25 protein-coding genes are annotated in these 24,205 nt (G+C 43.0%); 1 reads left to right on the forward strand and 24 read right to left on the reverse strand.

Annotated elements, in window-relative coordinates; genetic code table 11:
* Positions 1 to 34: 34 nt before the first annotated feature.
* The gene (rsmG, locus tag LPB220_RS08590; RefSeq protein ID WP_150906452.1) at positions 35 to 748 is read left to right on the forward strand and encodes a 16S rRNA (guanine(527)-N(7))-methyltransferase RsmG; all 714 of its coding nucleotides are present in this window, start codon (positions 35 to 37) and stop codon (positions 746 to 748) included.
* A gap of 216 nt (positions 749 to 964) precedes the next feature.
* Here rsmG and LPB220_RS08600 read toward each other — a convergent pair whose 3' ends face one another.
* The 24 genes from LPB220_RS08600 to LPB220_RS08715 all read right to left on the reverse strand — a co-directional run bounded on the left by LPB220_RS08600 (position 965) and on the right by LPB220_RS08715 (position 24,200).
* Positions 965 to 1,867 carry a carbohydrate kinase family protein gene (locus tag LPB220_RS08600; RefSeq protein ID WP_150906453.1) on the reverse strand — a complete coding sequence of 301 codons (903 nt, stop codon included), beginning with the start codon at positions 1,865 to 1,867 and terminating at the stop codon, positions 965 to 967.
* 83 nt (positions 1,868 to 1,950) lie between these two features.
* Positions 1,951 to 2,703, reverse strand: coding sequence for an SDR family oxidoreductase (locus LPB220_RS08605; protein ID WP_049492410.1), 753 nt, complete (start codon positions 2,701 to 2,703; stop codon positions 1,951 to 1,953).
* Between the two features lie 153 nt (positions 2,704 to 2,856).
* Positions 2,857 to 3,630: a nucleoside phosphorylase gene (locus LPB220_RS08610; protein ID WP_150906455.1), complete on the reverse strand. Its 774-nt coding sequence runs from the start codon at positions 3,628 to 3,630 to the stop codon at positions 2,857 to 2,859.
* Positions 3,631 to 3,792: 162 nt separating this feature from the next.
* Positions 3,793 to 4,698, reverse strand: a complete 906-nt coding sequence (locus tag LPB220_RS08615; protein WP_118227885.1) for a DUF4299 family protein — start codon at positions 4,696 to 4,698, stop codon at positions 3,793 to 3,795.
* 99 nt (positions 4,699 to 4,797) lie between these two features.
* The gene (locus LPB220_RS08620; protein ID WP_118227884.1) at positions 4,798 to 5,781 is read right to left on the reverse strand and encodes a rhodanese-related sulfurtransferase; all 984 of its coding nucleotides are present in this window, start codon (positions 5,779 to 5,781) and stop codon (positions 4,798 to 4,800) included.
* 150 nt (positions 5,782 to 5,931) lie between these two features.
* Complete coding sequence (locus tag LPB220_RS08625) at positions 5,932 to 6,423, reverse strand: DUF6773 family protein (RefSeq protein WP_049492396.1); 492 nt, start codon at positions 6,421 to 6,423, stop codon at positions 5,932 to 5,934.
* Between the two features lie 10 nt (positions 6,424 to 6,433).
* Positions 6,434 to 6,916 carry a DUF6773 family protein gene (locus tag LPB220_RS08630; RefSeq protein ID WP_049492393.1) on the reverse strand — a complete coding sequence of 161 codons (483 nt, stop codon included), beginning with the start codon at positions 6,914 to 6,916 and terminating at the stop codon, positions 6,434 to 6,436.
* Between the two features lie 28 nt (positions 6,917 to 6,944).
* Positions 6,945 to 7,139: a helix-turn-helix transcriptional regulator gene (locus LPB220_RS08635; RefSeq protein ID WP_003005328.1), complete on the reverse strand. Its 195-nt coding sequence runs from the start codon at positions 7,137 to 7,139 to the stop codon at positions 6,945 to 6,947.
* Between the two features lie 125 nt (positions 7,140 to 7,264).
* Positions 7,265 to 7,852, reverse strand: a complete 588-nt coding sequence (locus LPB220_RS08640; RefSeq protein ID WP_049492390.1) for an MptD family putative ECF transporter S component — start codon at positions 7,850 to 7,852, stop codon at positions 7,265 to 7,267.
* A 12-nt stretch (positions 7,853 to 7,864) separates the two neighbouring features.
* Positions 7,865 to 8,557, reverse strand: a complete 693-nt coding sequence (locus tag LPB220_RS08645) for a methionine ABC transporter permease (protein WP_003008487.1) — start codon at positions 8,555 to 8,557, stop codon at positions 7,865 to 7,867.
* Complete coding sequence (locus tag LPB220_RS08650) at positions 8,554 to 9,621, reverse strand: methionine ABC transporter ATP-binding protein (protein WP_045759787.1); 1,068 nt, start codon at positions 9,619 to 9,621, stop codon at positions 8,554 to 8,556. Before LPB220_RS08650 ends, LPB220_RS08645 begins: the two co-directional genes overlap by 4 nt.
* On the reverse strand, positions 9,614 to 10,987 hold the full coding sequence (locus LPB220_RS08655) for a M20/M25/M40 family metallo-hydrolase (RefSeq protein WP_150906457.1): 1,374 nt from the start codon (positions 10,985 to 10,987) through the stop codon (positions 9,614 to 9,616). Before LPB220_RS08655 ends, LPB220_RS08650 begins: the two co-directional genes overlap by 8 nt.
* 72 nt (positions 10,988 to 11,059) lie before the next feature.
* Entirely contained in the window at positions 11,060 to 11,923 is an 864-nt protein-coding gene (locus tag LPB220_RS08660) for a MetQ/NlpA family ABC transporter substrate-binding protein (protein WP_049492388.1), read from the reverse strand.
* A 24-nt stretch (positions 11,924 to 11,947) separates the two neighbouring features.
* Entirely contained in the window at positions 11,948 to 12,775 is an 828-nt protein-coding gene (locus LPB220_RS08665; protein ID WP_031572958.1) for an amino acid ABC transporter substrate-binding protein, read from the reverse strand.
* 119 nt (positions 12,776 to 12,894) lie between these two features.
* Positions 12,895 to 14,040: an amidohydrolase gene (locus tag LPB220_RS08670; RefSeq protein WP_049492385.1), complete on the reverse strand. Its 1,146-nt coding sequence runs from the start codon at positions 14,038 to 14,040 to the stop codon at positions 12,895 to 12,897.
* 145 nt (positions 14,041 to 14,185) lie between these two features.
* Positions 14,186 to 15,274: a DUF4352 domain-containing protein gene (locus LPB220_RS08675; RefSeq protein WP_225305910.1), complete on the reverse strand. Its 1,089-nt coding sequence runs from the start codon at positions 15,272 to 15,274 to the stop codon at positions 14,186 to 14,188.
* Between the two features lie 155 nt (positions 15,275 to 15,429).
* Positions 15,430 to 16,341: a DMT family transporter gene (locus tag LPB220_RS08680; RefSeq protein WP_150906461.1), complete on the reverse strand. Its 912-nt coding sequence runs from the start codon at positions 16,339 to 16,341 to the stop codon at positions 15,430 to 15,432.
* 95 nt (positions 16,342 to 16,436) lie between these two features.
* Positions 16,437 to 17,480: a 2,3-butanediol dehydrogenase gene (locus tag LPB220_RS08685; RefSeq protein ID WP_021153756.1), complete on the reverse strand. Its 1,044-nt coding sequence runs from the start codon at positions 17,478 to 17,480 to the stop codon at positions 16,437 to 16,439.
* A gap of 133 nt (positions 17,481 to 17,613) precedes the next feature.
* Complete coding sequence (locus LPB220_RS08690; protein ID WP_118095490.1) at positions 17,614 to 17,997, reverse strand: hypothetical protein; 384 nt, start codon at positions 17,995 to 17,997, stop codon at positions 17,614 to 17,616.
* Positions 17,998 to 18,096: 99 nt separating this feature from the next.
* The gene (gene gatB / locus LPB220_RS08695; RefSeq protein ID WP_003005611.1) at positions 18,097 to 19,539 is read right to left on the reverse strand and encodes an Asp-tRNA(Asn)/Glu-tRNA(Gln) amidotransferase subunit GatB; all 1,443 of its coding nucleotides are present in this window, start codon (positions 19,537 to 19,539) and stop codon (positions 18,097 to 18,099) included.
* Positions 19,539 to 21,005, reverse strand: a complete 1,467-nt coding sequence (gene gatA / locus LPB220_RS08700) for an Asp-tRNA(Asn)/Glu-tRNA(Gln) amidotransferase subunit GatA (protein WP_150906463.1) — start codon at positions 21,003 to 21,005, stop codon at positions 19,539 to 19,541. Before gatA ends, gatB begins: the two co-directional genes overlap by 1 nt.
* Positions 21,005 to 21,307, reverse strand: a complete 303-nt coding sequence (gatC, locus tag LPB220_RS08705; RefSeq protein WP_002884769.1) for an Asp-tRNA(Asn)/Glu-tRNA(Gln) amidotransferase subunit GatC — start codon at positions 21,305 to 21,307, stop codon at positions 21,005 to 21,007. The genes gatA and gatC overlap by 1 nt, the downstream gene beginning before the upstream one ends.
* Positions 21,308 to 21,426: 119 nt before the next feature.
* Positions 21,427 to 22,920, reverse strand: a complete 1,494-nt coding sequence (locus LPB220_RS08710) for a glycosyltransferase (protein ID WP_150906465.1) — start codon at positions 22,918 to 22,920, stop codon at positions 21,427 to 21,429.
* Positions 22,917 to 24,200, reverse strand: a complete 1,284-nt coding sequence (locus LPB220_RS08715) for an accessory Sec system glycosyltransferase GtfB (protein ID WP_150906467.1) — start codon at positions 24,198 to 24,200, stop codon at positions 22,917 to 22,919. Before LPB220_RS08715 ends, LPB220_RS08710 begins: the two co-directional genes overlap by 4 nt.
* Between the last annotated feature and the right edge of the window lie 5 nt (positions 24,201 to 24,205).

A 24,205-nucleotide genomic window follows, 5' to 3' on the forward strand; every position in this document is an offset into this window, starting at 1 on the left:
TCAAATTTCCCTTATTTTGTGGTAAAATAAAAGCATGAAACCAGAAGAATTTTATGTCCGTTTAGCCGATCTCGGCTTTCCATTAACTGATCGTCAAAAAGAGCAATACGAACGCTATTTCGAGCTCCTCGTGGAATGGAATGAAAAGATTAATCTCACTGCCATCACCGAAAAAGACGAAGTCTATCTCAAGCATTTTTATGATTCGATCGCACCCATTTTACAAGGTTTGATCGAAAACCAACCCATCCGTCTCTTGGATATCGGAGCTGGCGCCGGCTTTCCAAGCCTACCCATGAAGATCCTTTTCCCTGAGCTGGATGTGACCATCATTGATTCCCTTAATAAGCGGATCAATTTTCTCCACTTGCTGGCTGAAGAGTTAGGTTTGAGCGTAGTTCATTTCTACCATGGACGTGCGGAGGACTTTGCACAAGATAAGGCTTTTCGTGCCCAATTTGATATCGTAACTGCCCGCGCTGTTGCCCGCATGCAGGTCCTCTCTGAACTGACCATTCCTTACCTGAAAGTAGGAGGACAACTTCTTGCTCTCAAGGCCAGCAATGCTCCAGAAGAGTTGGAAGAAGCCAAAAATGCCCTTAACCTGCTCTTTAGCAAGGTTGAAGACAATCTACAGTATGAATTGCCAAACGGGGATCCACGCTATATCACTATTGTGGAGAAGAAAAAAGAAACACCCAACAAATACCCAAGAAAAGCAGGTATGCCCAATAAGCGGCCATTGTAGTAAGATACAAAGGGCTAAGAGGATAAAAGTCAAATAAGAGGCTGGGACAAAAGTCCTAGCCTCTCAATTATTTTTGGATTGTCAAGCAAGACGCAGTGGTTGAGTGGGCTCTACTACGCTGATTTCATCAGCTTTTACAGCCCTACTCAACTGTGCGGAGGTGGGACGACGAAATCGAATTCTAACGAATTACCGATTTCTGTCCCACTCTCTTTTTTATTTTTGTTTCAATTCTGTTCGCAGGGCTTCTTGCTGCTCTTTTGTCAGATGAACGCCCTTACTTGCAACAATCTGGCTAGAGACTTTGTTGGCAAAGCTTAAGGCTTGCGCGATGTCTAAGCCTTCTAGACGAGCGGATATAAAGGCTCCTACATGGCTATCTCCAGCGCCTACTGTATCGACGACTTCTGTTGGAAAACCGTCTGCCTCATACCAGTTGCCATCATAGGCAACCGCTCCGTTTTCACCCAAGGTGACAATGACTATTTGTCCCGTTCTCTGATACAAGTGTTCGATGGCTGGCTGGATCTCTCTACACCCTGAAAAAGCCAGTGCTTCAGCCTCATTAACATGGAGAATTGGATGCAGATCATAAATGGCTTCCAATCGATCCTTTGGAATCAAGAGTCCACGTGGCCCAGGTGCGAAAATCACCTGGCCTTCTAGTTGCGAAACAGACTGGACCAATGCAAGACCAGTTGGCTCCTCGACTTCAAGGCCACATAAGTAGATGTAATCAAACCGATCTGTCTCAATCTCTTTTAGCCACTCTGCTTGGAAGCTATACTCCACTCCGTGGTCCGATAAGAAGGTCCGCTCACCATCAAACTCTACAAAGCAGTAACAGCAACCATTGGCCCCTTCTAATGAGATGCTAGAGGAAATCCCTAATTGTTTCAATTCTCTCCGAATAAAATCACCATATATTCCAGAACCGACTGGCGAGACAAACTGGTAGGGTTGCGACAAAAAATGAAGGATATTAACGACATTAAAGGCATAACCTCCCACAGACCATTGCTGGTGATCAATATGGGCATCTCCTTCACGACTTGGCAAACGATCCAAGTAGATCATCACATCACAAACTGTAGAACCAATAATTAACGCAGCTGTCATCTTTTTCTCCTTACTTTGCCTTCTATTATACCAGAGGAAACATAAAAAACAACCAACCCCTTGTGGAGTGGTTGCTTCTCTTTTTAATCACGATAAACGGGTTGAGGGCCAAAGGTTTGGGAAACCGGCATGATTTCAATCCGATTGACATTGACATGCTTGGGCTGTTGGATCAACCAAGCTACGGTGTTAGCAATGTCTTCAGGTTGAATGGCATGGGCATCACGATAGAGGGCTTCTACCCGTTTTTCGTCTCCTTTAAAGCGAACAGAAGAGAACTCTGTCCCTTCACAAAGACCGGGTTCAATATTGCTGACACGAATCTTCTTGCCAGCTAGATCCGCCCGAAGATTGAGGGAGAATTGCTTGACAAAAGCCTTGGATGCCCCGTAAATATTGGCCCCTGGATAAGGCACAGTTCCTGCTGTAGAGCCCAAATTGATAATATAGCCATCATTTCGTTCCACCATCTGGGGCAAGATTTTCCTTGTCAGATAGGTCAAACCAACAATATTGGTCTGAATCATGGTCAGCCAGTCTGCGACCTCTGCTTCATAAGCTGGGGCGAGGCCTAGAGCCAAGCCAGCATTATTGACCAAAACATCCACTTTCTCCCAAGCTTTTGGCAAACTGGCAAGTGCATGATCTACCTGAGAAAGATCCGTCACATCCATTTGCAGGGGATAAAAGGCTTCTCCCAACTCTTCTTGGAGGGCCTGTAATTTTTCGATGCGTCTAGCTGATCCGATCACACGATATCCATCTGCTACTAAACGACGGCAAATCGCTTGACCAAAGCCAGCTGAAGCTCCTGTTACTAAAATCGTTTCTGACATGTCATTACCTCCATGGATTGTAAAAAAATTCAGATTGAGCAGATCCATCAGGTTCTGTCTCGAATTAGAATCTAGATGAACCATCCCTCACTTGCAAAATTACTTCTTGTATTGGAAGGAAAAATCCTTCAGTTCAATCATTACTTCTTTCATTTAGTTCGCCTTTTCCCATAAGAGCGCAAATTGGATGGCTAACTCCGCGATTCGATCCTTGCTATCTAAATCCTCATGACTAGATAAGGTTCGGATATCCCATTTTTCTTCCGAGAGGTGGTCAGCTGCATAGAAGAAATGGCAGAGCTCAAAGCCCCTATAAGCTGCTAAGGCTGCCACTGCCGAACATTCCATATCCACACAGATGGCTCCCGCTTCCTTTCGTCGCTTCATCTTGTCGATGGTTTCCCGGTAGGGTGCATCTGTCGTCCACACTTTTCCTGACTGATAGGAAACCTTGTGGCTTTCAAGAAAGGCTTGGAAGAGAGGAAGGTTTTTCTTGTTTACTTCCACTTCATCACTAGCCGGAAGATAGTGGTAACTGGTCCCCTCGTCGCGAAGAGCAGCCGTTGGAATGATGATGGAAGTCGCTTCGATATCACGGTCTAAAACCCCACAGGTTCCAAAGAGCACCAGTTTTTCCATCCCAAATTGAATCAGGTCCTCTATAATCCCCACACAGGAAGCAGCCCCAACTGGTGCATTAAAGGCACCAATCTGTTGGTCTCCAATAGTGATCCCATAGACCACGACTTCAAAATTGGCCATGGAGGTTCTTGCAATGACCTCATGTTCATAATTTTCAAGGAGGCGAGCAAAAGTTACTCTTGAAAAGCAAGGGATGACTACTTTGGGAAATCCTTCAATTGGTTGGTGTAAGTCTTGTGGATTGATAATCGCCTGTCGATTGGCATCAAATTCTTCTAACAGCATTTCGTGCACCTCTTTCATTCTACTTCTAGGCCCCTATTATACCATAATTAGCCTAGTCATTGGTTTTTGATCAAAGGAAGAAGCATAAAAAAAAAAAGAACTGCTCCCAGACGTTAGATTTTTCGGATCAAACGTCGGAAGAACAGTTCACTTCGATATTTTTTACTTGTTCTCCAATTGCGCTAATTCTAGCAATCGTTCTTTGGACAATTTTTTAATTTCAATTTGACTAGCATCAAGCAACTGGAATTCATCTGGCTCTAGTGCTTCCAGTAGATTCTTCAGAGCAAGAGAACCAATTGGATGGTAACTTTCTGGCTTATCAGGATCTCCATCGATCGCAACCAATAGAACTCGCCAATCAATGATACCCGCTAAGCCCACAATTTCTACATATTCTGCAGGAACATGTGGCACGCTTGGCAAGACCGTATCCGTATCTTCTGTCAAGCTATAGCTAGCTAAGAAGGCTCCTGTCTCCTCCTGTTGATAAAAACGGACTTGACTGAAATAAGCTGCACTATATTGAATCTTCTTGATAAAGGCAGAGTAGGCTTCTAGTGGATGGACATGGTTCAAGACTTCCTGCACTGTATCCCGATCCAAATAAACCAGATGAGCGAAGCCTTGTACTTCAAACTCTTTTAGATCTTTTTCTTTCGTCAAATTACCCAGCGTTTCTAGGATGACGACTTCATAATCAAAATGGAAAATAGAATCTGGAGTATAGCTCACGCCGTCGCTGGCCACAATCTCCGTTCCTAATACTTCTGCGAGGCGACTAAGCCATCGAAGGGCCAACTGCCAATCTTCTTCTATCGCAAAAGAGGGCACCTGAATCTGATAAGACTCTTCCTCATCAAAATAGCGTAACTGCAGAGGAAGACCGCTCTTACCAAATACGATACAGTTCAAACCTTCAAAATCATTTAAGGGACGATGAAGGGTGGCAGGATCATAGTTGTAGGTCGTCAACCCTTCCACTAATTTAAGAACTTCCTGTGCTGCGAGTACTTTCTGATAGCCAAATAAGCTCTTTTTATTTTTGATTGAAAACACGATACTCATTTGTTTTCTCCTTTGTGAAATCGCTTACCTAAAGTATAGCACAATTTTCAATCAATTTCCATATAAAAACAGCCTGAGCTTTCAGACTGTTTGTTTCCATTATGCAGGTGCTCCATCAAGCGTCTCACCGATAAGGGCTAAACGCTCACGAACTTCTGCTTGTGACAAGTTGTGTTCTTCTACATAGCGATTGCGAGGGTGAACTCGGCACTCATGTGAGCAGCCACGGAGGTACTTGTCTTCGTTTTCTTCTGAGGTCAAGATGCGACGGTTACAGAAAGGATTTCCACAGTTGACATAGCGTTCGCATGGTGTTCCATCAAACCAGTCTTTTCCGACAACGCTTGGATCGACATGGTTGACATCGACTGCAATCCGCTCGTCAAAGACGTACATTTTCCCATCCCACAGTTCGCCTTGAACTTCTGGGTCTTTCCCGTAAGTGGCGATTCCGCCATGCAATTGACCAACATCTTTGTAGCCTTCACGCACCATCCAGCCAGAGAATTTCTCACAGCGGACTCCACCAGTACAGTAGACGACAACACGCTTGTCCATGAATTTTTCCTTGTTATCACGAACCCATTGTGGCAATTCACGGAAGTTACGGATGTCAGGACGAATAGCCCCACGGAAGTGACCAAGATCGTACTCGTAGTCATTCCGAGTATCAAGGACGACTGTATCTTCGTCTAGAAGAGCATCTTTAAACTCTTTTGGAGACAAATAAGCACCTGTCGTTTCAAGAGGATTGATGTCATTATCGAAATTATCATCTTCTAAACCAAGGTGGACAATCTCTTTCTTATAACGTACAAACATCTTCTTGAAGGCTTGCTCTTCTTCCTCATCGATCTTGAACCAGAGGTCTTCCATCCCTGGAAGGCTGTGAACGTAGTCCATGTATTTTTGCGTTGTTTCATAGTCACCAGAAACGGTTCCGTTAATCCCTTCGTCAGCGACTAGGATACGACCTTTAAGGCCGATTGATTTACAAAAAGCCAAGTGATCAGCCGCAAATTGTTCTGCGTTTTCGATGGGAACATATTTATAGTAAAGTAATACACGAATAGGTTTTGCCATGTCATTCTCTTTTCTAAGATTAAATTATCAGAATTTTTCATTCAACTATACCAGTATACTCTCCCAAGAAAACGAATGCAATTTATTTGACTGAAAAATAAAAGCCTGGTTTCCCAGACTTTTATACGACGAAACCAAGGTTCCAACTTTCTACTCTTCCTTTTCCAACTGATCTAGATAGGCTTCATAGCGTTTTTTCTCAACTTTTGCAAGAAGCATTACAAGGGTATTGACTCCCCATACAATTGGAAGATTCAGTAAAAAGGTAATAGGTAGTACCAGTAAGAATTTTGAATGGAAGGGATTTGCCTGATAGACAGCTTGGTTTAATTGAAAATTTTGAGCCCAGATGAACAAGGAAAGAATAGAGGTTACTGCTACAATTCCCGTCACATTTAGATAGCTATAACTGATAAATTTCACACCCAATCGTTGACAACGAACAGAGTAATACAATCCTGAGACGATGAGTAAGGCTACCACCATGATTGGACTGAGCCCCACCTTAGATGTAAAAATGGATCCCACACTAAAAACAGTTAAGGCAAGGAAAAGAAAACCGGCTGTCTCAGCACCAGCCTTATTAGCTAAGCCTTCTTCTCGTTCATCTATGATTTGTTTGTTCAGCAATTGTAATCTCATTGCTTTCTCCTTATTCTTCATCCTCTAACTCTGCCTCGATCTTCTCTTGTTTTTTCCGATTGATAAGAGCAAGTGGTTTTTCAAGCAGATCTGTCAGGATGGCAAAAACGATGATTTCTAATAAAATTTTGATCAGATACTTGGGACTCAAGATAAAGCTCGTTGCCTCTCGCTTTCCAATCACATCCATGGCTATCATCAGCACAGCAAAGACTAGACCTGACCCAAGGCGACTCAACCAGCTATCTTTTTCTAACACATCTCGGATATCAATCCCTGAACTGATCCTTCTTAGCAGAGCATAAGCCCCCATGGCAATCAGAAGGAACATCTCGGGGAGATAAGCGACTAGGTCTAAGTCCAGGATACTGGACTTCACAAAGGCAGATAGGGCAATAAAGCAGGTCATGCCAAGGACAAGTTCTCCTGCGATTTTTCCATCAAGTAGCATAGTCCGTTCATCTTTTACAATTGGTTCTTTCTTTTGTTTCATATTCTTCCTCTTTCTATTATTAAAACTGTTACTCCCAGAACAGTTGATCCAGCGTCTTATCCAAGGTCTTACAGATGGCAAGGCAGAGACTGAGGGTCGGGTTATACTTTCCCGCCTCAATCAGACCGATGGTCTGGCGCGTCACTCCAATGGCATCTGCAAGATCCCCCTGGGTCATATCATGCTCGACCCGGGCCATTTTTAATTTGAGATTTTTCGCCACAGGCTTTTCCTTTCTTATTTTTATAGCTCTATTATACACTATATTTTCTATTTTGCAATATATATCTTGCATTTTGTAAAAAATATTTTTTACAAAACAAAAAAAGCCTGGTTTCCCAGGTTTTCTTAGTTTCCTCTTCTTTTTGTTAGAAATGACTGTAGGATATATGATAGTCCCCATCCTAATCCAGCACCCAATATGACCGTGAGGACAAACCAAGTGATGGTCGCTAGATCTGGTGATACCATCACCCGATTGACATAGTCTATCGATTTACCACGATCCAGTAACGACATGCGGTAACTGGCTGGATAGAACCACATCATAAGAATGGGCCCTGTCGTCGCAAAGGCAAAAATGACAAAAGACAAAGCATTTCGTAAATTCGAGCGAAAACGACCACTTAAGGCGACCATTTCCGCAAAACTTCCGGCGATCAAGGCTGGAATAAAGGCCCCTGCACCATGACGCGAAAAGAGGAAGAAGGATCCAATCACGCAGCCAACTATAAAGATAGATCCAACTCCTTTTATTTTTTCTAGATAATAGCGGTAGATCATCCCGCCAAACAAGGCTGAAAAGGCAGGAGCATAAAACATATTTCCTTGATGATCGACCAGATTTCCAACTAAGACCCCCAGTCCAATCGCAAGAAAATAGAGGAAGATGAAGGCTCCAACTTGTTTTATTTGATTCACATTTATTCTATTCATTGGATACTGATCCTAACGGTGGCTAATTTTCTTCGAAAGGAAGTCCCCGATAAATTGGACCAGAACGATCAGAATCAGGATCAATAGGGTCGCCACAAAGATGACATCATTGTTAAACATGTTTTTCCCGTAGTTGATGGCTAAGGTTCCTAATCCTCCAGCACCAACGGCACCCGCCATGGCGGTTTCTCCAATCAAGGAAATGATGGTCACTGTTGTTACACGGATCAAATCAGGAAGTCCTTCACGCAGGTAGACACCGACAATATCCCAGAAGGTTGCCCCACTGGCTTGTGCTGCTTCAATCACGCCTCCATCCAATTCTGACAAGACTACTTGGACTTGGCGAGCAAAGAATGGAAAGACAGCCAAAGACAGCGGAACAAGGGCCGCTGTAGGACCGATGGTATTTTTCAAGAGCAAGTAGGTCAAGGGATTAATAAAGGCCAACAAGATAATGAAAGGAATGGCGCGGAACAAGGAAGTAATCTTATCCAAAATTTGGAAAACGATTCTATTTTCGATGACACCTCCTGGACGGGTCAAGACTAACAAAAGTCCTGTCACCAAACCTAAAAATCCACCAATAATGAAGGAAATAACGGTCATGTAAAGAGTCAAGTAAATAGCGGTTCCCCATCCATACTGGCCAGACCACCCTAATTTATAGACATTTGGTAAATATGTTTGAATTAACTGGATCATGCTTTTCTCCCATCTTTCACAATAGTCACGGAAACTCCTGCATTTTCTAACTCAGCTTTGGCCGTTTCCAGATTTTGATTTTCACCTGATAAGATGACCACCAACTCTCCAACAGGTGTGTTATCAAGGATCTCGATGTTCCCAAATAAAATGTTGGCAGATACTTGGTACTGCTTGTAAATATCATTGATGATAGCTGTATCTGTCACAGAACCTGCATACTTGAGATGCGCCAAAATCGAATCATCAGGCAAGTTCTTCACAATCGCTTGTTGATTGATTTTCACCATGGCTTCATCAATTCCTGTTGCAACCGTGATAAAGTCTTGCGTCAAAGCATTTTTCGGATTCGAGAAGATATCTAACACAGACCCTTCTTCAATCAGTTCGCCATTTTGCATGACAGCTACCCGGTTGGCAATATCTTTGACAATTTGCATCTCATGGGTGATCAAGACAATGGTTAAACCAAGTTTTTTATTCAATTCTTGCAACAAAGCTAGAATTTGTTTGGTCGTCTTTGGATCCAAGGCTGAAGTTGACTCATCTGAAATCAAAATTTTTGGATCGTTGGCAAGGGCACGCGCTATCGCCACCCGTTGCTTTTGACCACCAGACAATTGGGCTGGGTAATTTTCTGCACGGTCAGCTAGACCAACTAGATCCAACAATTTCGCCACTTTTTCATTCTTTTGTTCTTTATTTAAATTTGAATGTTTAAGAGCGAAGGCTACATTTTCTGCGACGGTCATTTGAGCCATCAAGTTGAAGTGTTGGAAGATCATCCCGATATCCCGACGTTTCTCTCGAAGAGCAGCCGGTTTTAAGGTCACCCGATCTTGGTAAATCACATCCCCATCCACAGTGATGGTTCCGGCACTTGGAACTTGTAAGAGATTGATCACCCGAACCAAGGTCGATTTCCCGGCTCCAGAATAACCTACAATCCCATAGATATCACCTTCATTGATATGAATGGTCACATCTTTGACAGCTTGGATCTGACGTTTCTTTTGCTGGAAGGTCACATCAATGTGGTCCAGCTGAATCATTGCTTTACTCATAACTTGCTATTAACTCCTTTATCAATTCAATATGGGTGTAATAATCGGCGATTTTCACATTTTCATCGCCCCCATGGTCCCGGCTATTGGCATTCCCAATTCCAAAGGCTGCCATCGGCACCTGCAAAGCCTCAAAGACCGTATGCATGGGGCCTGTCCCTGCTGTTGTTGGAAGAACAGAAACTCCTTCTCTATAGAAATCTTTGGCCAGCCGTATGACATTTAAAATCGATGGGGCACTCATATCACTTCGGTAACTCATTTCACCGAGAGTATAGACCAATTCGACCTGATCATAGCCATTTTTCTTCAATTGTTGCTTGATCTTTTCTAAGACATCCTTGGGATCTAGACCTGGAACCAAGCGCACCTCCATCTTGGCACGCGCCTCTGCCGGAAGAATCGTTTTAACACCTTGTCCTTGGTAACCAGAGCCAAAACCTTCAATATTCAGGGCTGGTTCAAAATAGAAACGACGCAGGAATTCTTTTCGGTCTTCCTTCAAGATTGGAAGGGTTAGACCATAGGTTTCCGCTACATCTTCTGGTCCTTTGTTGGCATATTGCTCGATCAAAGCTAGTTCGCGTTCATTGGGTTCTTGGATCTGATCATAAATCCCATCCACCAAGATTCGGCCTTCTTTGTCACGAAGACTGGCGATAGCATTTAACAAATACCAAGAAGCAGATTCCACCACGCCACCATAGCTGGAATGGATATCCACTTCTGCACTCTTCACCACCATATCAAAGGTGACGATCCCTTTGCTACCACCGGAAATTTCCAACTGACCCTGATTATTTCGGGTACCTTGTTCCCACACTAAGAGGTCTGCCCCACGCAAGTGTTTCTTATGTTTGGCCAAGTATTTATCCAAGTCAGTCGATGCAGACTCCTCTGCCCCTTCGATAATAAAGGTGATATTGACTGGCAAATCGCCACTTTCACGAATGTATTTTCGAAGAGCTGTGAGACGAGCTGTGATATGCCCCTTATCATCATCAACCCCTCGACCGTACATGGTTCCATAATGAACTGACAAGGTGAAGGGATCTCCCGTCCAAGGTTGGTCTCCATCAGCTGGTACCGTATCATAGTGGTTATAAAAAATGATGGTTTTGGCTTCAGGATTTGGCGAGAAAAATTTGGCAATCACAAAAGGAGCTGTATAGCTATCATCAACTTCGACTTTGGCTCCTGCAGCTGTAAAAATTTCCCCCAAATAGTTGGCCACTTCCTTGAGACCAACTTGTTGGGCAAAGATGGATTTTTTTGAAATCAATGTTCGCAACACTTCAAAATAATGTTGTGCGACCTCATCATTTTCAAATTTACGGATTTGTTCCGCTTCTGTTGCAAAAGGCATGCATTCCTCCTAATACACGATAAGAGGTAGAGAATTGCTTCTCCACCTCCTTCATACACTTGAGATCAAATCTTAGAAGACTGGTTGGTCCATTCCTTCTGAAGATTCTTCGATCACTTTCTTCACATTGTCTTTGTGATAGGCTTTGATGATTTCTTTGATTGCTTTTGCTTTATCAGATTTTTCCCAATCTTTCTTAGCAGCGATCACGTTGTACCATTGTTTTGAGTTGTTGTCTTTCTTTTCAACATAGATAGCTTTTTTGAAATCAACGCCTGCTTCACGAACGAAGGTATTGTTGATGACTGCAGCATCTACTGATGGAAGAGCAGATGGTGTTTGTGAAGCATCCAATTCAGAAATCTTCAAATCTTTTGAATTTTCTTTGATGTTTGACACGTTTGCCAATTGACCATCTTTGGTATCCAATTTAATCAAACCAGCTGATTGCAAGACATACAAGGCACGGCTTTCATTTGTTGGGTCATTTGGTACAGCGATTGTTCCACCTTTAGGAATTTCTTTAATTGAAGTGTATTTGTTTTTACCGTTTTCTGTACCAGAGTAAAGACGGATTGGAGCGATGTACGTATCTGCTACTGCAACAAGGGCATTGTCGTTTTTAGAGTTCCAGTTATCAAGGAAGTTGTAGTGTTGGAAAGCATTGATATCCACGCTACCATCTTTTACAGCCACGTTTGGTTGTGAGTAGTCTGTAAATTGAGTGAATTCCAATTTGATTCCTGTTTTAGCGTCATCCAAGTTCTTTTGAACTTGATCCCAACGAGCTTTTTCAGTGTCGCTCAAAGTCATAACACCCACTTTTACAGTTGTTTCACCATCTTTGCTAGATGATTTTGAAGAACCACATGCTGCAAGAGCAAATGTTGCAATAGCTGCAAGAGCTGTTAAACCAAGAATTTTTTTCAATTTCATTTTGAAGTCTCCTTTAATTATATATTATTCTTTAATATCTTTTGCTTCTGGTAGATAAACTCCACCAAAGTATTTTTTAGACAGTTTTTCAAGGGTTCCATTGTCATAGAGTTCCTTGATCCGTTTGTTGACAAATTTTTGAAGGTCTTTATCTTCTTTTGCAATAATTGGATACACATAAGGTTGTTGGTCGCTTGGAAGCTCGATAACCTTCAAGTTGTCATAGCCTTGATCACGAATGATAGTATCTACTGAGATCCGTTCGAAGATCTTGTAATCTGTACGACCATCCGCTAAATTAGCCATGATGGTTTGAATGGTTCCATCTGTGTATTGCAAGTCAGTTGGATTATCTGAATGTTTTTTATTGTAATCTTCTAATTGTTTAGCAGTAGATGTTCCTTGAACAACTTCTGTTTTCTTGCCACCAATGTCATCCAAAGATTTAATAGAAGAATCTTTTGGTACGACCAATACTAATGGATTGCGAGCATATGGATTCGGATAGAGGTATTTTTCTTCCCGCTCTTTTGAGTAACTAATGTTGTTGGCACCGATTTGGAAACGGTCACTATCTAAGCCAGCAAAGACTGAAGACCACTCTGTTTTGTTAAAGTTTACTTCATATTTGTCTGAACCTTTGAAGATTTCACGCAAAACTTCGATTTCATAACCGGTTAGCTTGCCGTCTTTTTCTTCGTAAGAGAATGGTTTGGTTGTTCCAACAGTCCCAACTTCAATGGTTTTCTTCCCACTGGCTGATTTACCAGATGAACATGCTACTAAAGCACTGGTTGCAAGGACTGCAACTAATCCTAAAGCAGAATACTTAATCACTTTTTTTAGATTCATAGGATCTCCTTATCGTTTCAGGCACATAAAACGCCATTCTAAAAGTATTTTTTTATTTTATCAAAAAAGCATTTACTTGCCTAATATATATTTTTTATGGAGGTGATAGTTTTTCTTTATCACACTTCTTTGGCCTTAAAATACCGCAATAAAGCTTGCGCATTTTCAACATAATAGGGAACCGATACCTCAAAGGCTGCATCATCGATGGTCATGTGATCATGATGAAGGTCTGGAGCATCCGGCTCTCCATTTGAACCGATAAAGGCAAAGACTCCAGGAATTCGCTCTTGGTAAAAGGCGAAGTCTTCTCCAGCAGTAGAAGGATTTGCTGGGATCACTTCAGCCAAACCTTGTGAAGCTTCCCAAACCACTTTCGTCAATTCCTCATCATTAAAGGTAACTGGCGGGGTCACACCCCACTCAAAAGCTACATCTACTTCCAGACTTTCTGCAATGTGTCGAATGATGGAAATAAAATGTGCCTTCAAGTCTCTTTGCACACTTGGATTAAAGGAACGAATGGTCCCTTCAAAATAGCCTGATTTTGGGAGCACATTCCAAGTTGAGCCCACATCCAGGTGCGTAATGGACAAAACAGCTGTTTCAAAGGGAGAAACGGTCCGTGAAATTAATAATTGTACATTCTGAACCATGGTTGTGACGGCCGTTACAGTGTCAACTCCCAAATCCGGTCTTGCAGCATGACTACTAACCCCTGTCACAGTAACCTTGAATTTCTCAACCCCTGCCATCATAGCTCCAGCATTCAAGGCAAGTTGCCCTGCTTTTAGCTGAGGAATGTTGTGAAAACCAATAATTCCTTGAACATCCTCCAACAGTCCTGTTGCCAAAACGTCAGAAGCACCTTCTGAGATTTCTTCTGCTGGTTGAAAGATCAAGCGAACGGTCCCTTCAAGCTGGTCTTCTTTTTCCTTGAGAAGAGCTGCTGCTCCCAGAAGACTGGTTTGATGAAAATCATGGCCACAGGCATGCATGACTCCTGGATTCTGACTTTGGTAGGGCAGATTCGTTTGTTCCAAAATCGGAAGGGCATCGATATCTGCTCGAAGTGCCACCACCGGTTGGCCGGACCCAATTTCTGCAATCAGACCAGTTTTCAATCCACTCTCTAAAATACGAATCCCCAACTCTTCTAAACGCTCCTTTAGAAAGGCGGTTGTCTGGTATTCTTGACCAGACAATTCCGGGTGTTGGTGGATATAGTGGCGAATCTCTGCTAACTCTTCATAAGAAAAAGACACAAGCCTTCATCTCCTTTCAAACTTAAAATTATTTTATCACTAATAGGTGTTTCCGTCTAATTCCTGTTTCTTGGGTTTTGATATAGTTTCAAACTATAGATAAAAACACTCCTAGATTCATGTCCTAGGAGTGCCAACTTCAGCATTAAGAAAGATTTCCCTCGAATTTTTCCATAAAGCTATCACTATTATAGGCTTTTTCTACTTCCCATTTGCCATCTTTCTTAACAAAGGTCAACTGGTAGTCGTATCGATCCGGCGTCGTCAAGGGACGATCTGCAAGAGAAGCCATCATTTCCTCTCTATAGGCTTTGTTTTGAGCCTGGTTTGCTTCGATGATCCCTGGGTAGTCTTTTCGATGTTCCTGATAGAAGGTCTGCATGTGGTTTAAGATCGTCTTTTCCATGCTGACGGTCTCAGGATTTAGACTAATGACCACCTTGTCTGGGAGATATTGTTTGACCTTATAGGTTAATTTCGCACGCTTAGCATTTTCCTTTTCATAAGCATCGATAAACTGGTTCACTTCTTCTTCAGAGAATTGGTAATCATGTAATTGACGAGTAAAATCAGCCGCAAATTTCGCACGGAAATCACTGGCTTCCTTTTTCAAATCAGTTCCCAAAACAAAAGCGTCATCCTTTTTGACCTTTCGTTGGCCACTGAAGTAAACTTGATTGATGTATTCATCTGCAAGAAGGGTAGAAGCTTCCACCTTGTCCTCATACCGAGAAGAATCCACCGCAAATTTTAGAGGTTTGGATTTTTTATCAGAGCTATAGGTTTTTCGTTCATACTGCACTTCGTATTTTTTGCCTTTTTCGACTGGGAAAACGATATAGCCGGTTAATTTTTTATCCTTAGCCAACTGATCACTCTTGAGCAATTGGAAGGCTTCCGTTTGGTCATAAATTCCTGACTGCAATTTGACCTTGTTATTATCCGCATCGTAAATAGTGATATCTGAATCTGACACGTTGATAGATTCTTTGGCAACATTTTTAAATTCTAATTGAAGGGCTAAATAGGTTCCGTCTTCTGAGTCATTGAGGACAGGTGGTTTGATGTATTGCCCTCCTTTTAAACTCACCACGACTTGACCGTCAGATGCGGAGCTTTTCGCTGCTTTTTCTGTCTTTGCTTGCTGCGAATTTGTCTTTTGAGCAGTAGTTCCACAAGCTACTAGACTCAAGGTCGCCACAGCAAATAAGGTCCATTTAAAAATCTTTTTCATTCTCATCTCCTTAAAAAAGTTTTGTTCTATTTTAACATCTTTTTCTAGCTATGTATACGCTATATAGTGATAACTCTTCCCTCAAAGGGCGAGGATTACAAAAAGGCCAAGACTTTCGTCTCAACCTTTTAACTGAAAAATAATTGATCTTGGTTTCACAAGATTCCTTTTTCTTTTTGAATCATGAGATCCTTAAGGGAAATCAAGAGGACCGCAAGGAGGATCATAGCCATCCCGATAAAATCAATGGCAAAGAAATGTTCATTCATAATGGCAAAGGCAAAAAATACAGCTGAAATAGGCTCAATAGCTGCAAGAAGGCTACCTTTGACCGGTCCAATCAGAGTTGTCCCTTTCAAAAAGACCGTATAGGCAAATATGGTCCCAATCAACACTAAGCCAACTAAGCCCATTAGATTATCCATGCTATATTGGCCATGAAAAAGTCTTCTTCCTGTGAAGGGAATCATCACAAGTCCTGGAATGAGCATACCGATACCAATCACCAACATACTACCCCATTTTTGAATTAACTGAATAGGCAGAATGATGTAGAGGGCATAGGCAAAGGCAGAAACAAGTCCCCAAGCTAGCCCTTTAGGAGTGATTGCCAATTGATTGAGTTGACCATGGGTTGCAATGAGAAAGGTCCCTGCGATGGCTAAGATCATCGAAAAGATTTCCGATACCGTAGGAGCTACCCGGTCCTTAACACAAGAATAGGCCAAAACTCCAATGGGACAGAGATATTGCAAAACAGTTGCAGTACCTGCATTAGTCGCATCAATCGCTTCTAAATAAGTCAATTGAGTCATTAACAATCCCAAAAATGCAAATAAAAGCAAGGGGATGTATGACGAGCGGTCTGTTAGAAAGGCCTTTACTTTTTCCTGGTCCGCTAGATATGCAAGAAGCAGTAGTACAGCTCCTGAAAACACTAAACGAATTGTTGTCAAACCAATTGCTGTAAATCCATGAGCCATCAGGTACTGGCCGCAAGCTCCTGATAAACCCCAAGCGATCCCAGCAATCAAGGTCATGAGCGTCCCCTTCATCGTCTTTGACATAGTCCCCTCCCAAATCTGTTCCTTACTTTTATTGTATCACAAAAGGCCGAAACGAAACGTTTCAGCCTTGCTTTATTTCATATAAATTTATTCGCTTATTCAGGTTGAACCAAGATCTTGATTTGGGATTTATCTTGTGTTAATTCAACAAATCCTTCTTCAACGATATTTTCCAATTTGATTTTCTTAGTAACCAATTTTTCAGCAGAGAAGTAGCCTTGTTCCATCAATTCCAAGACTTTAGGGAAGATGTGACGGTAGGCAATAATTCCTTTGAGAGATTTTTCTTGGATGGCGAATTCATTTGGATTGATGCTGGCTTCACGTTCCCAAATCGATACAACCATACATTCCCCAGCTTTATGAACAGCTGCAAGGGCTTGGCCTAAAACAACTGGAACCCCCGTAACTTCATAAGAAACATCTGCTCCCCCACCGGTTAAACGATGGATGGCTTCGACGATTGTTTCTCCTTCTTCTGGGCGCACAACGATTGCTCCCAATTCTTCTGCTTTCGCTTGGCGTTCAGGAGACAATTCAACCGCATAGATTTTTGATGCTCCTGCTGCACGAAGGGCTTCAACGATCAAAAGACCAATTGGGCCCAAACCAAAGATAACAGCTGTATCTCCAGTTTTCAAAGCAGATTGACGAACGGCATAAACAGCAACCGCAGCAGGTTCTGTAAGAGCTGCTTGTTCATAGCTCAAGCTATCTGGAATCACATGAACCAAATCCCCATCAAGGACACAATATTTGGCAAAACCACCATCTGCAGCGAGGCCGACAAAGTTCAAGTTTGGATCAAGGTTATAATCACCAATCAAATTGTGCTCTGCAAGAATTGGTTCGATAGTGACACGATCGCCAACTTTGACACGAGTCACATCACTTCCGACTTCTACAATTTCACCAGAGAATTCATGTCCCAAAGTGACCGGTGCTTTTTGACCAGAATACACATGTTCTTCAGTTGGGATGAAGATCGGTCCATCCAAATATTCATGCAAGTCCGTACCACAGATCCCTGTGAACTTAACTGCCACTTTTACTTGATGTGGTTGTACTTCAGGTACTTCCACTTCTTCGATACGAACGTCTTTTGCTGCATGCCAGCGAGCTGCTTTCATAGTAGCCATATGATGATCTCCTTGTTTTCACCTTTTTTGTTTTCTTTTCAGGAAACTTTATATTTAAAATTGTAAACGTTTTCCTTTTGTTTGTCAAGGAAAAACTGAAGATGAAAAAGAGCAGCCCTTTGATTGCTCCTTCTTATTTCTTCTTGATCCGAGAAGATTCCAATCTCCACCCAACAATCCAACCAAGGACTAGGAGATAATTTTCAAGCGCACCGATCCCATTGACCGGCAGATGATAGTGAAAATAACTGAAGAGATGATTAGTACCGATCCCAAGCCCACCTAGGATCAAAGCCAATAGAACCGTTCGAAGATAAAACCAATCGTATTTGAGATTGACAGCAATCAGGATCACAAGGACCGCCACATTCCAAATCCCAATCTCCCGTTGCCAACCGACAGAAATACCATATCCCGAATGACTTCCCATATAGGATGGAAAGAATAGCTGGAAGATAATCGCTCCAGTCATGGCGATGATAACCAGGATAAATAAGACTCTTAAAAATTTGTTCATGTAACTCCTCCTAATGCCAGTTGATATGTAATGGTCTTTCCTATTCTAACACAATTTTATGGATAGTAAAAACCAACCTCTCGGCTGGTTTTTTCTCTATTACTCTTCTTTCAACTTCGCCAATTCTTGAGCAAGTAACTTGAGGGCTACTTGTGGGTTGGCTTGACCTTTGGTTGCTTTCATAAGGAAGCCTGTAAAGGCCTTGTCCGCATTCCGTTTCCCTGACTTGAAGTCAGCTACGGCTGCTTCATTGTCTGCAAAGACTTGGTGGATGATTGGTATCAAGACTTCAGGATCTGAAATCTGTACCAGACCAGCTTTTTCGACGTATTCACGCGCGCCGCCACCGTTTTTCGCCAAGTGAACGAAGACTTTCTTGGCAATCTTAGATGAAATGGTTCCATCTTCGATAATGGCAATCATTTCAACCAAGTTTTCTGGTGTCAATTGGATTTCTTCCAGCGTTTTGCCTTCTGCGTTCAAGAATTGTGCGACTTCCCCTTGGAGCCAGTTAGACACTTGTTTGGCATCGCCACCAAGGGCTACAGCTGCTTCAAAGAAGTCAGAAGTAACTTTCGTCGCTGTCAATTGGTTGGCATCATAGTCAGACAAGCCAAGCTCTGCCACGTAGCGAGCACGACGGTCTTTTGGAAACTCTGGCAACTCAGTACGCATTTCCTCGATCCACTCATCTGAGATTTCAAAGAGTGGTAGGTCTGGTTCTGGGAAGTAACGGTAATCCGCAGCTCCTTCTTTGACACGCATAAGAATCGTGCTCTTATTGGCTTCATCATAACGGCGTGTTTCTTGACGAATGACACCACCTGAACGCAAGATTTTCGCTTGACGCTCAACTTCGTATTCAAGACCTTTACGGACGTTTGAGAAAGAGTTCAAGTTTTTCAACTCAGTCTTGGTACCAAATTCCTCTTGACCATATGGGCGAAGGGAAATGTTGGCATCCACCCGCATAGATCCTTCTTCCATCTTGACGTCTGAAATACCTGTGTACTGGATGACTTCTTTCAAAGCTGTCAAATAAGCGTAGGCTTCTTCTGGAGAACGCATATCGGCTTCAGAAACGATTTCAATCAATGGAACCCCTTGGCGGTTGAGGTCTACGTAAGAGAATCCATCTGTTCCGTGGGTGTTCTTACCGGCATCTTCTTCCAAGTGGGCCCGTTCAATCCCGATTTTCTTAGTTGAGCCGTCTTCCAATTGCACTTCAATCCAACCGTTATATCCGATTGGCTCGTCAAATTGCGAAATTTGGTAGGCCTTTGGATTATCAGGGTAGAAGTAGTTCTTACGGTCAAAGTGCATGTGCTGATGGATATCCATATTCAGCGCCAAAGCAGCCTTGATACCAGCATCCACAACACCCTTGTTCAAGACAGGAAGCACCCCTGGGAAAGACCAGTCAATCACATTGGTATTGGCATTTTGCTCGTTCCCAAAGTGAGCAGAGGTTGGTGAGAAAATTTTTGAGTTTGTATTCAATTCAACGTGGACTTCAAGTCCGATGACTGTTTCAAAGTTCATTAATTGTCACCTCCGAAAATAAGGGGTTGTTGCTTGTGGTAATCCGTCGTTGCTTCAAAGGCAGCTGCAGCTTGGTAGATGGTTTCTTCAGAATACTTCGGACCAATCAACTGCAAACCAACTGGAAGACCTTGCGCAAAACCTGCAGGAATCGAAATCCCTGGAAGACCTGCCAAGTTGACTGGAATGGTCAAGAGGTCAGCCAAGTACATGGCAACCGGATCATGGTTGAGCGAATCCAAATCAAAGGCTACACTTGGAGCTGTTGGACCAAGGATAAGGTCGTAATCTGCAAAGACTTTTTCGAAGTCTTGGATAATGAGGGTACGGACTTGACCAGCTTTCTTGTAGTAAGCATCGTAGTAACCAGATGACAGACTAAAGGTACCCAGCATGATCCGGCGTTTAACCTCATCACCAAAGCCTTGGCTACGAGTGTTCACATAGATGTCATCTAAGTTTTTGGCATCTTCCGCACGGAAACCATAGCGAATCCCATCGAAACGTTGCAAGTTTGAAGATGCTTCAGATGAAGCGATGATGTAGTAAACGGCAACCCCGTATTTAGAGTGTGGAAGGCTAACTTCTTCGACAGTTGCTCCCAATTTCTCAAAGTGCTTAGCTGCATTAAGAATCGTTTCTTTGACTTCTGGGTCAATTCCTTCCCCAAGGTATTCCTTCGGAAGGGCGATCTTCATGCCTTTAATGTCTTGACCAATCTTAGAAGTAAAGTCTGCTACACGAACAGGTGCAGAAGTCGAATCCTTGTCATCTGCACTGGCAATCACATTAAGCAATTGCGCATTTTCCTTAACGGTTGGAGCAAACGGTCCAATTTGGTCGAGTGAGCTACCAAAGGCAATGAGACCGAAACGAGAAACCGTTCCATAGGTTGGCTTGAGTCCAACAATCCCGTTAAAGGCAGCTGGCTGGCGGATAGAACCCCCCGTATCTGAACCAAGTGACAAGCGGACTTGTCCTGAAGCGACAGAAGCTGCAGAACCACTTGAAGAGCCACCAGGCACCTTGCTGTGGTCCCATGCATTCTTGGTTGGTCCATAGTAAGATGTTTCACCAGATCCACCCATGGCAAACTCGTCCATGTTGGTTTTTCCGACAACAATCATACCTTTAGACTTAGCATTGGCAACAGCTGTCGCATCAAAGATTGGCTCATAGTTATAGAGCATTTTTGATGCCGCAGTGGTCAAGATGCCATCTGTTGAGATATTGTCTTTGACTGCGAGTGGAATCCCTGATAGAAGATTATCTGCATCGATTCCTTTTTCGTCAATAGCCTTAGCTTGGGAAAGTGCCGCTTCTTCAGCCACCGTCACAAAGGCATTGATGGCTTCTTCACGCGCCTTGATATCGTCAAGCGTCGCTTGGGTCAATTCGGTTGCTGAAATTTCCTTAGAGACAAGGAGGTCGTGCAACTCTTCAATGGTTTTATGGTTGAATGACATTAGGCATCTCCTCCATCTTCTAGGATAGCTGGCACCTTGATGTAGTAGTTATCTTTTTCAGGTACATTTTTAAACAAGCGGTCACGGTCTGTCCCTTTTTCAGCAACATCCGGACGCAATACGGTCTTACGATCCGCCATGGTCGTTGTTGGGGCCACACCGGTTGTGTCCACTTCTTCCAACAATTCCACCATGTCGACAATCTTCGACAAGGTTGTCGCAAACTCAGCTGTCTCTTCTGGAGAGAATTTCAATTTTGAAAGATTGGCAACGTGGGTTACCTCTTCTTGCGTAATTTTCATCTTGCTTCCTTTCGTGAATTGATGATTTTTCAATACCCTCTATTTTACCATAATTTAGCTCAATTTGCTTGCCTTAGAAAAAATCTGTAGGACTTTTTTGTCGCTACAGATTCTTCATTTTATATTGCTTTTTCGCTTAATTGTCCCATCTCTATTAGAGTTTCTTTCCAGAGTTCTTGGACATGAGATGCGAGGTAGGAAGAGGCCAAGTTATAAGAAGCCTGATGAAATGGTGCAAGGTCACTTTCAAAGAGCTGGACCAGCTTGTCTGCCATCTCTTTGACCAATTGTTCTTCTGGCACTGTCTCGCTATAAGGTACCAAAAAGCCATTTTCACCCTCTTTTATAAAAGTTGGATTGCCATAACGGGCATCAAAGCCCAGCAAGGCTAACCCTGCTCCAGTCGCCTCCATCAAGGTCAATCCAAAGGTCTCCCACTGAGAAGTGGTGAGGTAGGCTTGGTAGCAAGGATAGATCTGCTTCAGATCCGCATGACCGCGTAGGTGAATATAATCTTGTGCTGCAAGCTCCTGAATCAAGTGCTGCAAACGATCAGCTTCTCCTCCCTTCCCATAAATATCAAACTGAAGGGCTGGGAGTCGTTTCTTTGCTTGAGCCACTACTCGAATAGCCAAATCGATTCGTTTCCTTGGATCCAAGCGGGAAGCTGTGAGCACACTATAGGGATGTCGATCTCCTTGTGACTCCGTCAATTCTTCTAGATGCCCTACTGGAATGCTATAGATTGGAATTCCTTGGCATCCTTGTTTAGCAAGTGTCTGCTCCAAGACTTCTTTTTGAAGATCCGTTGCCGTGATGAAATAATCGAAGCGTTTAGCATACTTGAACACATAATAATATTCATAATTGAGATGGCCATTTTCAAATTCATGCTCCGAATGAAACACCATGGCGAGCTTTGAAGGAGCAGGTTTCTCCAACAAAGGGCGAGCAAAATCCATGCGCGAAGCCCGGTCAAGCAGAATCAGATCTTCTTCTTTTAGCGACAGCTGCGACAAAAAACGTCTCATCACTTCTGTATGGTTGGTCAAAATCTCAGACCCCAGTTTATAGAGCCAGCGTCCACCTAACCTCGATTCTTCAAAAGCGATAGTCCCATCTTGATGGTGATAGGTCCGTCTGAAAACACTACCATACTGAAAATACTCTGTGACAAGTTTACAAGCTCCATAATACTCTCGCTTGATTCTATTTCCAGCCAAAAGATAGTCTACATAGCGGACACAGTTTGGATGATAGGGATCCAAATGAAAGCTCAAGGCGTTTCCATCCGCAAATTGGTAGCGAATGGCTCTTTCCGTTTTTTCAACAACATCCAGACGCGTCAGTTGAAACTCCATTTGCAAGGCCCCTACCGTCTTTTGAGGGACCGTAGTCTGTTGATCCGTAAAAGCTAAATGGGCAAAAAGCAGTTCCTCATCCCGGTGCCCCAATGAGAGGTAATAGGCCAATTTTTCTGGAGTGGGCCAAGTGGTAAAGACAAACTTCGCTGCTACTCCTAGCCCCCGGAGCATCTTTGCCCGAGAAGCTTGTGCAACATCGACCCCATTGGGTTCAAATCCCACTAATAGATTAAAGGTATAAATGGTCATGCTGTACCTCCCTCTAATCGCTTAAATAGCTCTTCCAAAGCTTCTTTTTCAGGTAATTTCAAGATTCGTGCTTGCTCTCTTACCAATTCTTTATAGGTTTCTGGATGCTGGAGCAAGGTATCTAGTTGCTGTTCCATTTCTTCGACTGTATCTGTGATCGTGCTCAAGTCTTTATAGGTTTCCTGATGCACCGTACTCTTCAAACCAAACAAGACTTGCCCATTTTCAAGAGCATGAAGACTACTACTCCATACTTCTTCTCCCTGGTTGCAATCCAGATAAATAGAGCAGCTGGATAACAAGTCCTCATATTTGTCCAGCGAAATCCCTGGATAGAGGCGCACATTGGAGCGAGTCGCTAAGTCTGTTAATTTCGGCCCCATAGCCGTCAAAGCAGCAATGTGAAAGGTGACTTGTGGGAATTGATGGACCAGGCTAGATAGGCCTTCGACCTCTTGAGAAGCCGTCATAACCATGGCTTCTGGTTGAAAACTTTCCTGCTCCACATCTACCAGCCCTGACAAGACTGTGATTCCGTCTATTTTCTCACTCAACAGACCATCTTCTACCAACAAAATCTGACTGACTTGTTCTTTGATCTCGTCTAAATCATGCGCGTCACTGGCACAGTAGGCGAGTCTTTCCTTTGGTTTCTCTTTCACAACATCTAGCAATGCCTTGTCCATCAAAAGAACGGCTTCATCTTCCGGCAAGACTTGTTCTAGGACAGCTCTTTGCAGCTCTTTCTTATTGGCATACAGGCGATCCCGTCCCTTAGGAGTTTGAAGCAAAAAGGTTCCTTGTGAGACAAAGTGAAGCAAGACTTCTTCTTGTTGACGGTTCAAATAGATGTCTAAATATGGTTGGCCAGCTTCCGTCAGGAGACTCTGTTTGCTTCTCCAGCCATAGCGGTTGTAGACATCAATGGATACGATCTCTTCTCCCTGACCAAACCATTCCACTCTGTCAACTGTTCGAGACAAGATATCCTCTCGCAAAACCACGTTGGCACGACGTTCCTCACCATCAAAAAGATAGGTTGTGATCCCTAGTGTCCAACATTCCCATAATTCTGGAACTGCTAGATCATTGAAAAATAAAGGTTTTCCAATTTTTGATGCTGGGTCTTTTTGGGTAAAAAAGGTCGCAAGACTCTCTGTCTGTTGGTCCAAATCTGTTTCCAGATTGGTCACAAATACTCGGTAGGGCTGGCTAAGTTTGTCCAAGTATTTTTGCAAACGATCCAGCTCTCTGGTCTGCTCTGATGCAATAATGAACATGCTGA

The sequence above is a fragment of the Streptococcus sp. LPB0220 genome (assembly GCF_008727815.1).
Lineage (GTDB): Bacteria > Bacillota > Bacilli > Lactobacillales > Streptococcaceae > Streptococcus.